The 12360-nt window shown below is 62.7% G+C and carries 14 protein-coding genes and 1 tRNA gene; 9 read left to right on the top strand and 6 right to left on the bottom strand.

What is annotated here, in order from left to right:
* Positions 1–3 precede the first annotated feature (3 nt).
* Positions 4–600: a TetR/AcrR family transcriptional regulator gene (locus tag GGQ67_RS18080; RefSeq protein ID WP_183901521.1), complete on the top strand. Its 597-nt coding sequence runs from the start codon at positions 4–6 to the stop codon at positions 598–600.
* Here GGQ67_RS18080 and GGQ67_RS18085 read toward each other — a convergent pair.
* On the bottom strand, positions 557–4060 hold the full coding sequence (locus tag GGQ67_RS18085) for a PAS domain-containing hybrid sensor histidine kinase/response regulator (RefSeq protein WP_183901522.1): 3504 nt from the start codon (positions 4058–4060) through the stop codon (positions 557–559). The genes GGQ67_RS18080 and GGQ67_RS18085 overlap by 44 nt on opposite strands.
* A 214-nt stretch (positions 4061–4274) precedes the next feature.
* Between GGQ67_RS18085 and mscL the strand changes: the two genes are divergently transcribed.
* The 5 genes from mscL to GGQ67_RS18110 all read left to right on the top strand — a co-directional run bounded on the left by mscL (position 4275) and on the right by GGQ67_RS18110 (position 9167).
* Complete coding sequence (mscL, locus tag GGQ67_RS18090; RefSeq protein ID WP_183901523.1) at positions 4275–4712, top strand: large conductance mechanosensitive channel protein MscL; 438 nt, start codon at positions 4275–4277, stop codon at positions 4710–4712.
* 123 nt (positions 4713–4835) lie between these two features.
* Positions 4836–6002 (top strand): pyridoxal phosphate-dependent aminotransferase, encoded by a 1167-nt coding sequence (locus tag GGQ67_RS18095; RefSeq protein WP_183901524.1) that lies wholly within the window; start codon positions 4836–4838, stop codon positions 6000–6002.
* Positions 6003–6017: 15 nt separating this feature from the next.
* The gene (locus tag GGQ67_RS18100; protein ID WP_183901525.1) at positions 6018–6671 is read left to right on the top strand and encodes an HD domain-containing protein; all 654 of its coding nucleotides are present in this window, start codon (positions 6018–6020) and stop codon (positions 6669–6671) included.
* 174 nt (positions 6672–6845) lie between these two features.
* Positions 6846–7877 carry a UDP-glucose 4-epimerase GalE gene (galE, locus tag GGQ67_RS18105; RefSeq protein WP_183901526.1) on the top strand — a complete coding sequence of 344 codons (1032 nt, stop codon included), beginning with the start codon at positions 6846–6848 and terminating at the stop codon, positions 7875–7877.
* Between the two features lie 222 nt (positions 7878–8099).
* Positions 8100–9167 (top strand): enoyl-CoA hydratase/isomerase family protein, encoded by a 1068-nt coding sequence (locus GGQ67_RS18110; protein WP_183901527.1) that lies wholly within the window; start codon positions 8100–8102, stop codon positions 9165–9167.
* 13 nt (positions 9168–9180) lie between these two features.
* Here the strand turns inward: GGQ67_RS18110 and GGQ67_RS18115 are convergent, their stop codons facing one another.
* On the bottom strand, positions 9181–9447 hold the full coding sequence (locus tag GGQ67_RS18115) for a putative periplasmic lipoprotein (protein ID WP_183901528.1): 267 nt from the start codon (positions 9445–9447) through the stop codon (positions 9181–9183).
* A 166-nt stretch (positions 9448–9613) separates the two neighbouring features.
* On the opposite strand from GGQ67_RS18115, the gene GGQ67_RS18120 reads away from it, so the two are divergent.
* Together GGQ67_RS18120 and GGQ67_RS18125 are read left to right on the top strand one after the other, a co-directional pair.
* Complete coding sequence (locus GGQ67_RS18120; RefSeq protein ID WP_183901529.1) at positions 9614–9877, top strand: BON domain-containing protein; 264 nt, start codon at positions 9614–9616, stop codon at positions 9875–9877.
* Between the two features lie 152 nt (positions 9878–10029).
* A complete protein-coding gene (locus GGQ67_RS18125) occupies positions 10030–10290 on the top strand; it encodes a hypothetical protein (RefSeq protein WP_183901530.1) in 261 nt (86 codons plus the stop codon).
* A 362-nt stretch (positions 10291–10652) separates the two neighbouring features.
* On the opposite strand, the gene GGQ67_RS18130 is transcribed toward GGQ67_RS18125, so the two are convergent.
* The 4 genes from GGQ67_RS18130 to GGQ67_RS18145 all read right to left on the bottom strand — a co-directional run bounded on the left by GGQ67_RS18130 (position 10653) and on the right by GGQ67_RS18145 (position 11964).
* Complete coding sequence (locus GGQ67_RS18130; RefSeq protein WP_183901531.1) at positions 10653–10895, bottom strand: DUF982 domain-containing protein; 243 nt, start codon at positions 10893–10895, stop codon at positions 10653–10655.
* A 210-nt stretch (positions 10896–11105) separates the two neighbouring features.
* Positions 11106–11351 (bottom strand): hypothetical protein, encoded by a 246-nt coding sequence (locus GGQ67_RS18135; protein ID WP_183901532.1) that lies wholly within the window; start codon positions 11349–11351, stop codon positions 11106–11108.
* Positions 11352–11483: 132 nt separating this feature from the next.
* Positions 11484–11627, bottom strand: coding sequence for a hypothetical protein (locus GGQ67_RS18140; protein ID WP_183901533.1), 144 nt, complete (start codon positions 11625–11627; stop codon positions 11484–11486).
* Between the two features lie 262 nt (positions 11628–11889).
* Positions 11890–11964, bottom strand: a tRNA-Thr gene (locus GGQ67_RS18145).
* Between the two features lie 153 nt (positions 11965–12117).
* On the opposite strand from GGQ67_RS18145, the gene GGQ67_RS18150 reads away from it, so the two are divergent.
* Entirely contained in the window at positions 12118–12312 is a 195-nt protein-coding gene (locus GGQ67_RS18150; protein WP_183901534.1) for a hypothetical protein, read from the top strand.
* The last annotated feature ends 48 nt before the right edge of the window (positions 12313–12360 follow it).

The raw sequence follows: 12360 nt of genomic DNA on the forward strand, positions 1-12360 counted from the left end.
CCAATGCCAGCAAAAGAAAATCTCCGCCCCGGCGGGCGCAGCGCCCGCGTTCAGGCCTCCGTCCACAATGCCGTCCGATCGCTTCTGAAGACGATGGACCGCGCCGACGTCACCATCCCGCTGATCGCGGCTGAAGCCGGCGTCACGCCATCGACGATCTACCGCCGCTGGGGCGAGCTGCAGGAGCTTCTGGCAGATGTCGCCGTCGAGCGTCTTCGCCCGGACATGCTGCCGATCGACACCGGCAGCGCCCGAGGCGATCTGGAGGTGTGGACGGAGCAATATTGCGAGGAGATGTCGTCGGGCATCGGCCGCGACATGATGCGCGACGTGCTGGCCGCCCAGGACAACGCCAACGCCTGCAAGTGCGATGCCTTTACCCGCGAACAGATCGCGTTGATCGCGGAGCGCGCGCATGCCCGTGGCGAGGCGTTTCCCGACATCGATGCGGTCATGGATGGCGTCGTTGCCCCCATCATCTACCGCATCCTCTTTGGCGACCAACCCTCGATCGAGCGCGTTCGCGACCTCGTGACGGATGTGTTGGCGCGCGAGCCTATTCGGCAGCCGCAGCCCGCTTCTGCGCCGATATCTGGGTGATGTAGGCGCGCAGCGCGGCGGGGCGCACCGGCTTGTGCTGGATGCCGATCCCGTGCCGCTCGGCGTCCGCGCGCACCTCCAGCGTCCGGTCGGCGGTGATGACGAGGCCGGGAACATAGGTGGCGAAGCGCTCGCGGATGGAGAGGATCGCGGACACGCCGGTTCCGTCTCCAAGATGGTAGTCGGCGATGACGAGATCGGGCGCACCCTCCCGCGTATCGAGCGCGGCGACACCGACAAGCGAATCCGCCGATTGCACCGCGCAACCCCAGCCGCTGAGCAGCAGCTGCATCCCCTCGAGGATATGCGGCTCGTTGTCGATGCAGAGCACCTTCAGCCCTTCCAGATTCCGCGCCGAGCGCTCGGCCGGCGCAGTCGCGATCGGCGCTTCGGCGACCGGCGAGATATCGCGTGGCATGACGATGCGGAAGTCGGTGCCCTTGCCATGCGTCGAATGCAGCTCCACCGGGTGGCTCAGCACGCGCGCGATGCGATCGACAATCGACAGCCCAAGCCCGAGGCCCGATGCCGTCCTGGCGCCTTCGTCCAGCCGCGCGAATTCCTTGAACACGGTGCGGAACTTCGATGGTGGAATGCCGATGCCTGAGTCCATCACCTGGATCACCACCTGGTTGCCACGCCGGCGCGCGCCCACCAGCACCTTGCCCGTCAGCGTATACTTGATCGCATTCGACACCAGGTTCTGCACCAGCCGGCGCAGCAGGTTGGGGTCGGAACGCACGCGCAGAGACGTCGGCATGACGACCAGTTTCAGCTGCTTCTCGCGCGCGATCGGCGCGAAGTCGGTCTGTATGCGCTCCAGCAGATCGGCAAGCGGAACCGAGGCGAGGCGGGGGCGCATCGCCCCGGTGTCGAGCCTGGAAATGTCGAGCACGGCGCCCAGAATGCTTTCCACCGATTCCAGCGCGGAATCGATGTTGCGCACGATGGCGCTGCTCTCCGATTGCCCCATCCGCTCGACCAGCGCCGAGGAATAGAGCCTGGCGGCGTTGAGCGGCTGCAGGATGTCGTGTCCGGCGGCGGCAAAGAAGCGCGTCTTGCCAAGGTTCGCCTCGTCTGCCGAGGCGCGCGCTTCGCCGAGCTCGTGGTTGACGCGGGTAAGCTCCGCCGTACGCTCCGCCACGCGCTGTTCCAGCGTCTCGTTGGCCTGCTTCAGCGCCTGGTCGGCGGCCACGCGCTGGGTGATGTCGGTGAAGGTCGCGACGATCCCCTTGTCGGGCATGGCGTTGGAGCGCACCTCGATGATGCGTTCCCCGCGGCCGAGCACCAGCGCGAAGGGCTTGTCCAGCGTCAGGAAATGCCGCACCGTCTGGCTGACCTCGGAGACCGGGATATCGCCGCGCTGGCTGAGGATGGCGACGATATCGGCAAGCGGAAACCCGACCTGTCCGGATGTTTCGGGCAGATCCAGCAGCTGCCGGAAGCGCCGGTTCCAGATCGTCAGGTGGTTGGAGCTGTCGAACACCGCGATGCCCTGGTCCATCTGCGACAGCGCGGTCTGCAGCATGTCTTGATTATACTGCAGCGCCTCGCTCGCCTGGTCGAGCAGCCACGCGGTGTCTGCCGAGGCGTCCTCCACCTTCTGCAGGATGAGCGACAGCACCAGCCGCGCCGAAGACGAGCCGATGGCGCTGCCCAATAGCTGCTCGGTGAAATGGATGAGCGCCATGTCGGCCGGCTGGTCGTCCTCCAGCTTGCGGCCGGAGTTCTGCTGGTAGGTCTGGAACGACCGCTCCATGCGCTCTTCGCCGAGATAGCGCGAGATCGTTGCCTTCAGGTCGCCGACGCTGATCCGCGTTTTCCAGCCGCGCGTGGCGAATTGCGAGCGCGATTGCCGCTTGACGAAGATGCCCGCCTGGATGCGCTCGAGTGGCCGCGCATTGCGCGTCATCGAACCGACAATGAAGAACCCTGTGTTGACGATCAGGCTCATGACCGTGGCGTTGACCAGCGGATCGGCATTGTCGGTGAACACGCTGGTGCCGGGAAAGACGAAGCCCAGCACGGCGCTCGCCACCGCCGAATAATCCGGTCCGCCAAGCGAGGGTAAAAAGAGCAGGTAGATCCAGATCACGAAGCCGGAGGAGAGGCCGAGGATCGCGCCGCGCGCATTCGCCCGCCGCCAGATCAGCCCTCCCAAGAGTGACGGCGCCATCTGCGCGATGGCGGCAAACGACAGGAGGCCGATCGAGGCCAGTCCCGTCGTACTATCAGTCGAGCGGTAATAGGCGTAGCCGAGCAGCAGCACGGCGAAGATGGCGCTGCGGCGGATATTGAGCAGCGTCTTGGCGAAATCGTCGCGCTGGCCGCCGCGCCCGGCAAGCCGTCGGCGCAGGAAGATCGGCATGACGATATCGTTGGAGACCATGATCGACAGCGCCACCGAGGCGACGATCACCATCGCCGTCGCCGCCGAGAACCCGCCGATGAAGGTGATCAGCGACATCACGGGCATCTGCCCGACGATCGGCAGCGACAGCATGTAGAGATCGGCATCGCCGTTGCCGCCGAAGGTCAGCAGGCCCGCGATCGCCATCGGCAATACGAAGAGATTGATGGCGATGAGGTAGAGCGGGAACAGGAAACCCGCCAGCCGCAGCTCCTTCGCCGTCCGGTTCTCGACCACGGTCACATGAAACTGTCGCGGCAGCATGATGATCGCGAAGGCCGAGAGTACGGTTAGCGTCAGCCAGCGACTGATCGGCGTCTGGTACTGCAGCGCCGAGAGCACCAGCTCGTTCTCCGAAGCCTTTTGCCAGAGGTCGGCCGGTCCGTCGAACAGGAACCACACGACGCAGACCCCTGCCGTCAGAAACGCGAACAGCTTCACCACCGATTCCATCGCGACCGCGAGGATCAACCCGTCCTGATGCTCGGTCGCATCGGTATGGCGGGTGCCGAACATGATGGCGAAGCAGGCGAGCACCAGCGTCACCAGAAGCGGCAGGTCGAGGAAGTAGAGATTGCCGCTCCCGATACCGTAATCCGACGGGTTGAGCATCGCCGTCACGGTGCTCGACACCGCTTTCAGCTGCAGCGCGATGTAGGGAATGGCGCCGACCAGCGAGATCAGCGCCACGATCGTCCCCACCGCCGAGTTCTTGCCGTAGCGCGCCGAGATGAAGTCGGCGACGGAGGTCAGCTTCTCCGTCTTGGCGAGGTCGATGATCCGCCGCAGCACCGGCATCCCGAGCGTGAACACCAGGATCGGGCCGATATAGATGCCGGTGAATTCCAGGCCGCGCTGCGAGGCAAGGCCGACACCGCCGAAATAGGTCCACGAGGTGCAGTAGATCGCGAGGCTGAGCGCATAGACGACGGGCCGCCCGCTGTCCGGCGCGCCGAAGCGCCTGCGCTGCCGGTCGCCATGGCTTGCCACGGCAAACAGCAAGAACAGGTAGCCGAACGCCGATGCGAGTATGACCCAGCCTGGCAGCATTTCTCCTCCGCCGGCGTCCCATGCGCCGGTCCTCCCGGATCTCGAAGCCTACGGCAAATCGGCGCCTTTGAGAATTGCCGGCGTCTAGGTCTTAGGTCAAAGACGCGGGCAGCAAATGAATAATTCGTAATTTGTAATTGAATAATCTCGACGAAGATGTAGCTAATAAAAACAACAGCCTGCAATCAAACTGCATCAGAGGGAGACAGATCGCATGCTCAACGAGTTCAAAGCGTTTATTGCTCGCGGCAACGTCATGGACCTTGCCGTCGGTGTCATCATCGGTGGCGCGTTCGGCGGCATCGTCAAGTCCTTGGTCGACGACGTCATCATGCCGATCGTCGGCGCTCTCTTCGGTGGCTTCGATTTCTCGAACTACTTCATCGGCCTCTCGTCCAACGTCAATGCGCCGACGCTAGCCGCTGCCCGCGCGCAGGGCGCCGTGCTCGCCTACGGCAGCTTCATCACCGTCCTCATCAATTTCCTGATCCTCGCCTGGATCATCTTCCTGATGGTGAAGGGCGTGAACACGCTGCAGAAGCAGGTCGAACGCCAGAAGAAGGTTGCGCCGGAAGAAGCACCGCCGCCGCCGGCCGACGTCGCGCTTCTCACCGAAATCCGCGACCTCCTGGCCAAGCGTCCGACGGTCTGATGGGCATGCGAGCCCTGCCGGATGAGGCGGGGCTCACCCATCACGGAAATCGATCGGCCATCACGTATTGTCATGGGATTCGCCCGCACATTTGTTTTATGTAGGCGAAAATCGGAGTGATGCATGTCGATCGTCAATAGCCTCAGCCCGCGCGCCATCCAGGCACCTGAAAGCGGGATCGTCGAAGTCGTCAACTATGCCCGTGGCCGCGATGGCCTCTTGCCGCTCTGGGTCGGCGAAGGCGATCTGCCCACGCCCGATTTCGTCAATCAGGCGGCCATGACGGCGCTGTCCGCCGGCGAGACCTTCTACACCTACCAGCGCGGCATTCCCGAGTTGCGCCAGGCACTCTCCGATTACTACGCCCGCCACTTCGGCATTCAGCTGCCGGTCGAGCATTTCTTCGTCACCGGCTCCGGCATGCAGGCGATCCAGATCGCCGTGCAGGCGATGACCTCGCCGGGCGACGAACTGGTCTATCTGACGCCCGCCTGGCCGAATATCGCAGCCGCGCTCGAAATCGCCGGCGCCCGCTCCGTTAGCGTGCAGCTCGAATTCGAAGGCGGCAAATGGGCGGTCGACCTCGACCGCATCGCCGCCGCGATCACGGACAAGACCAAGGCGCTCTTCATCAATACGCCCTCCAACCCGACCGGCTGGACCGCGACGCGTGAGGATCTGGCCGCCATCCTCGGCCTTGCCCGCAAGCATGGTCTGTGGATCATGGCGGACGAGATCTACGCCCGCTACTATTTCCCCGGCGACCGCGCCGCGTCCTTCCTCGATGTGATGGAAGCGGGCGACAAGGTCATGTTCGTGAATTCCTTCTCGAAGAACTGGTCGATGACCGGCTGGCGGGTCGGCTGGATCGTGGCGCCATCGGAGACGGGACAGGTGCTTGAGAACCTGATCCAGTATTCGACCTCGGGCGTTGCCCAGTTCATGCAGCGGGGTGCCGTCGCCGCCCTGAACGAGGGCGATGCCTTCGTGCAGGCCAACATCGACAAGGCACGGCGCTCGCGCGACATCCTCTGCGACACGTTGATCGCGACCAACCGGGTCGAGACGCTGAAGCCCGATGGCGCGCTCTATGCCTTCCTGAAGATCGACGGCGTTACCGACAGCCGCAAGGCGGCGATCGATATCGTCGACAAGACCGGCGTCGGCCTGGCGCCCGGAACCGCCTTCGGCCCCGGCGGCGAGCTGTTTCTCCGCGCCTGCTTCCTGCGCGATCCCGCCCAGATCCAAACGGCCGCCGACAGGCTCTGCGACTATATCCTGAAGCTCTGAACAGGGAGCATCCATATGTCCGAAAAGATCACCGCCGACCATCTGGAGGGCTTTCTCGGCAATCGCCGCCTGATGGAGCAGCTGGCTTTCATTCTCGAGGTCGAGAAGCTGAAGACCATCCTGCGCCGCACGCTGCTGCTCGATCGCTCGCGTGTCGAAACCGACGCCGAGCACACCTGGCAGCTGGCGCTGATGGCGGCGGTGCTTGCCGAGCATTCGAGCGAGCCGATCGATCTGCTGCGCGTCCTGAAGATGCTGCTGATCCACGACGTCGTCGAAATCGATGCCGGCGACACCTTCGCCTATGACGCGGTCGCCCGCGCCAGCCAGGCCGAGCGCGAGCTTTTGGCCGCCGACCGCATCTTCGCCCTGCTTCCCGCCGATCAGGCCGCCGAGTTCCGCGCTCTCTGGGATGAGTTCGAGGAGAAGCGCACCAGCGATGCGCGCTTCGCCAATGCCATGGACCGCTTCCAGCCGCTGCTCCACAATTTCTTCACCGAAGGCGGCACCTGGCACACGGCCGGCGTAACCGAGCCCGATGTCGTCAGGCGCATGGAGCCGATCGCCATCGCCTCCGGCACGCTCGGAGACCTCACCGAACGGCTGATCGCGCTCGCCGTCGAGCAGGGTTTCCTGGCTCCCCGGGCCGAGGCCGAACCGCGTGCCTGAACTCTCGATGGGGCCGAAACGGCCACATCGATAAAATTCTAGCGAACCCGCAAATCAGCCCCTAACCACACCGGCAAACTTCGCCCCTGCGGATACACCGCTCGGGCCGTTTATTCGAATTTCGGAAAGGAAAGCCGCGTCAGATGCCCGTGTGATAAAACGGGAGTGTGGGACATGGCAATTCTGGTGACGGGTGGTGCCGGTTATATCGGCAGCCATATGGTCTGGACATTGCTGGATGCCGGTGAGCAGGTCGTTGTCCTCGATCGCCTCTCCACGGGCTTTCGCTGGGCGGTGGCGCCGGAAGCGCGCTTCTATCTCGGCGATGTCGCCGACACCGAATTGCTCAAGACCATCTTCATCGAAAACGACATCGAGGCGATCATCCATTTCGCCGGTTCCGCCGTCGTCCCGGCCTCCGTCGCCGATCCGCTGTCCTACTACGACAACAACTCCGGCAAGACACGGGCGCTGATGAGCGCGGCGGTCAGCGCCGGCATCCGCCACTTCGTCTTCTCTTCCACCGCCGCTGTCTACGGGCCGCAGCCGAGCTCGGCCCCGGTCAAGGAAAGCGCATCGCTCAACCCGGAAAATCCCTACGGCCAATCGAAGCTGATGACCGAGTTCATGCTCCGCGATGCCGCCGCCGCCTATGATTTCAACTATGTGGCCCTGCGTTACTTCAACGTCGCCGGCGCCGACCCGCTCGGCCGCGCCGGGCAGTCGACCTCGGGCGCGACGCATCTGATCAAGGTCGCCTGCGAAGCGGCCCTCGGGCGCCGCGACAGCGTCAGCGTCTATGGGCTTGACTACCCGACGCACGACGGCACCGGCGTGCGCGACTATATCCACGTCAGCGATCTGGCCGAGGCGCATCTGAGAGCCCTGCAGCACCTGCGCCGCGAGCGCGGCTCGCTGGTCGCCAATTGCGGTTATGGCGCCGGCTATTCGGTGCTCGACGTGCTGAACATGGTCACGCGCCTGCACGGCCAGGCCTTCAAGATCCACATGGCGCCGCGTCGTCCCGGCGATTCCGCGAGCGTCGTGGCCGATGCCACTCTGGCGAACCGCGTGCTCGGCTGGACACCCCGATACGATTCGCTCGAGACCATCGTGCGCAGCGCGCTCGATTGGGAGCTGTCGTTGATGAGCCGTGATGGCGAGGATCTGCAGGGGCTGCATCGCGTACTTGCCGCCTCCTTCTGAGCCGTCGTCAGGCCTGTTCACCACCGAACTCGGCGCCGCCAAGACTGTCGCAGTCTTGCGACCGAACGCGGGCACGAATGCCTTCCTCACAGGACAGCCATCGACTATCCGGCCGAGCGCGATAAGTTTGTGTACAAGCAGCGCCTTGCGCTGACGGCATGAGCACGGAGTAGCAATTTGGCGCGGCCGCATGATCGCGGTCAAGCCGCAAGGAGGCCCGGGATGCACGACAAGGTCGATCAGCGCGAGGTTATCGTCGAGCGACAGGGTTCCGCTGGCATCATCCGCCTCAACCGGCCGAGGGCGTTGAACAGCCTGACGCTCGATATGGTCCGTTCGATCGATGCGGCGCTCAGTGAATTCGCAGCCGATGCCGATGTGGCGACCGTGGTCGTCATGGGCGAGGGAGAGCGCGGCTTCTGCGCCGGTGGCGATATCCGCGCGCTGCACGAGAGCGGGCGTGCCGGCACGTCGCTGGCGGAAGACTTCTGGCGCCACGAGTTTCATCTCAATCACCGCATTGCCTTCTATCCCAAACCCTATGTCGCGCTGATGGACGGCATCACCATGGGCGGCGGCGTCGGTCTTTCCGCGCATGGTCGCCACCGCGTGGTCACCGAGCGCACCCGCTTCGCCATGCCCGAGACAGGCATCGGCTATTTCCCCGATGTCGGCGCCACCTGGCTGTTGCCGCACGCCTTGGGCGAAGTTGGCATCTGGATCGGCCTGACGGGCCTGGAGGTGGGCGCGGCCGACGTGATTCATGCCGGCCTCGCCGATGTGCAAGTTGCCTCGTTCCAGCTGCCGGAGCTTGTCGACACGCTGGCCGGGCTATCGCGTGGCGCCAGCTCGCGCGATGTAGATGTCGTCCTGAAGAACCTGTCGACCGATCCGGGCAAGGGACCGCTCAGGCTGAACAGCAGCCTGATCGAGCGCACCTTTCGCTTCGGCACGGTCGGCGAAATCATCGCCGCCTTGAAAGCAGAGGTTTCGGACTTCGCGAGTGAAACGCTGCGCGCCATCGAGCTGCGCTCGCCGACCAGCCTGGCGCTGACCCTGCGCCTGTTGCACGAGGGCAAGCAGAGCCGCAGCCTGGGCCAGTGCCTGCGGCGCGAGTTCAGCGCCTGCCTGGGCATCCTTGACAGTCCCGATTTCTACGAGGGCATCCGCGCCGCCGTCATCGACAAGGACCGCAAGCCGAAATGGATGCCCGCCACGATCGAGGCGGTCGAACCCGCCGAGATCGAGCGCTTCCTGCGCCCGGCGGAACCGCCGCTGGCGCTCGTCTAGGCAGGCGCGGCGCTTACATCGGGAAATCCGGAATAGTCTCGCGCCGGGTCAGCTTCAGCGTCCGGTCGGGCTGCAGGATGTAGGTTTCCAGCACCTTCGTTCCGGTCGAATCATAGAAGGAATTATGGACGACGCTGCCCGGCGGCGATTTCGTCAGCTTGGTGCGCGGCTGCCCGCCATAGGTGATGCTTCCGGGGATGGGCTGCACCTCCGCCGTCTCGCTGGTCGTGCAGCCGGCCAGAAGAAATGTCGCCGCAAAGGCCGATATCAGGATTTTCATGGCGATCACCCAAAATGTCTATGCTGTTGATATGGCTCGCTTCGCTTCACGCGCCAAGAGGTGTTCAAATTTTCTTCTCGAAAATACTCGAACTATAGCGCGCGCACTGCAACGAAATGCCGCGTTGCAGCGTTAGAGAGCATTACAAATCGCTTTGGAGGCGAAGATGGTACAGCTGTTCCAGACCTTTGCCGGTCATGAGGATCACTGCGAACGGGGGCACAGCCAGTCGTCGATGCGGGCTGCCGTCGAAAGCGCGCTGAGCGCGGATGCCGAGCTCGACTGCACCGAGATCACGGTCACGATGCTCGGGCCTTACGCCGTGCTCGAGGGGTTCGCGCACAGTGCCAGCGACATCGTTCGCGCCACGATGATCGCCGAAGATGTCGTGGGAAAAGGCAACGTGCAGAGCCGGATGCTCCGGCGCTGATGATTGGCGTGTCCGGTCTGTCGTGCACTGGTGGGGCAATACTGTGAGCGAAAAGTATAAAAACGTTAACGCAGTTGAAAGTGGCCACGTTCTTGCGGAACTAAACTCGTGGCTGGTCCGTTACTTGCGTAAATCAAACATGGGAGAATGGCATGAAGCGCTTTCTTCGAGTTGGGATGCCTTCTTTAGCGCTGATGGTTGGCGCATTTGCATTGCCGGCCTTGGCTTCACTGGAGATCGACAGCGACTATTCCGCGCTTCAGCGTGATGATGTCGTGGTGGCGCAATATGGTGATCCGATCGCCTGCGTACCCTCCGCCGCACGTTACGTTCCGTCGTTCATTCGCGCCGGTGACGGCACGATCATCGGCGTGGGTTATGTGGAAGTGGCAAGCGCCGATACGGGATGCTGATATCAGGTAACGCTCAATTAACCAGCCGGCCGTGGCGCATCGGCAGACGATGCGCGGACATGAGGCGCGTCTTGCCGCCCGTTCAAACATCATTGTCTAAGCTGTTGTTTTGAAGGAGATCGTACGAGGCCCGCCTGCGCTTTTGGCACAGAGGGTGACGAGCCTCTGACCATCATCATGATGGCTGAGAATGTTCTAGTGATCGTTGTGTCACCGTGACAACCGGCTTCGCGCCGCTGCCCCCGACAAGCTCCCGCGAGGGTTAAGCAAAAATCAACTCTGTTTTATTTCGAGCCAATTGTGGATCGTTCCGATCCCGATCAGGCCTCCAACCTATCCCGATTTGATCGGCTGCGCTCGGTTCAGTGGACGTGAAGCCTTGCTTCCTCGGCCGCCGCGACGAATTCCGCACGTGCTTCTTCCACGCTTTTGCGGCCGTCCAGCGCCGCCCGGCATGTGCTGCGGGCCTTCAGGTAGCGCAGGCCGCGAACATTGGGCCAGAGCTCCGTAAGGCATGTCAGTGCGTCGAATGGGCCGGATATCGTCCGCGCGCCCGTCGTTTCGAAGCCGACATGGATAGGGTCATTCCACTTTTCGCTTGCCATTTGCGCACTCCTCCATTGCTCACGCCATAACTCTGCAGCGCTCTGCCTGCTCCTCCCGCAAAGCAGTGTGCGAGAGCATTTTAGCGATAATTCACAAACCCGCAAATGGGAAAAGACGCACGCATTCGGCGGACCGAACCAAAGGCGTATCCGGCACAAGCACCCGGCCCGTTCGACCGAGTGCTTGCAACGACCGTAAGACTTGCGCGCTTAGCGGCAGACGCGTGTGGTCTTGGTTACCAGCTTGCCGTGGTTGCGGTATTTGACGGTCTTCACGCGGCAATTGGAGCGCGCCGAATGTTGGCGATAGGAGCGGTTGTAATAGGGGCGGGGCTTGTAGCGCTCGTGATAACCGGGCTGACCGATTCTCACCGTCACGCTATCGGCAAGCGATGGCATTGCCGTTGCGCCGAACGATGTGATGGCCACGACGGCGGCGATAATAAGCTTCTTCATGCTGGTCTCCATTCATTACAGCGTTGACGAAACGTTCGTATCGAGAATTTGTTCGATACGAATAATAAGCGCAGCATGAATGTGAGCTGAGAGGCATGTTCATGTCCGGGTCATCCCGGCGGGGAGCAGCTTTTATTGCGCGATGGTATAGACGAACATGGCCCTGTAGACGGCGATCGTTCCGATGACGGCGGTGAAAACAGCCAGGACCATCGCAATGAGGATAACGGCCTTCGTCACCTTGCTGTTCTGCTGGTCGTTGTCGTCAGTGCTCATCGTCGTCTCCTGCTGGGTCGCCATGCCCTATCGGTTGCGTGGCCGGCGAAGCGTTTGAATGTCGGCACCTCTTAGCCAGTCGGCCGCTCTTTCGCAAACCGGGATATCTCTTTCAGCCGGAGGTCCGTTGCACGTCGCAATTGCCGCAAATCTCGCAACAATGCCGTAGCAAAAGGGCTTTCCCCAGAATTTCCGGCCGAACAGGCGCGGACCTGCGTCGATCGGACGCAATATGTAATCTGGTTTTTACCGGGGAGAAAACTGGTGCTGCCGAGTGGGATTGAACCACCGACCTCACCCTTACCAAGGGTGTGCTCTACCACTGAGCTACGGCAGCGAGACCAGACGCTGGACAACCGAACCGGCTGCGTTGCGTGAACGGGGCGGCTATTGCCACAGCTTCGGGACAAGCGCAAGCCGCAATTTCAAACTTCTGTCAGTTTCACGTCGCCGCTTTTGGATTGCCGCGAATTCGGGTAAGCCATGAAACATGACCGAAGACACTGAAAATTCCCGCAAGGGCCGCAAGGACGCGATCGAGCAGCAGGCGAAATTGCGCCGCGATCGGGCCGCCGAAAAATTGCGGGAAAATCTTTCGAGGCGCAAACAACAGACGCGCGCGCGCCGTTCCGGGCAGGCCGACGAGACAAATGGGCTGCCTGCCGCAAAAATGGACGAATCGTAATGTTCCGTCCGCTTCGAATTGAAGCCTTCGCGGATTTCGTCTAAAGAC

The organism is Rhizobium metallidurans (assembly GCF_014196505.1).
Lineage (GTDB): Bacteria > Pseudomonadota > Alphaproteobacteria > Rhizobiales > Rhizobiaceae > Rhizobium > Rhizobium metallidurans.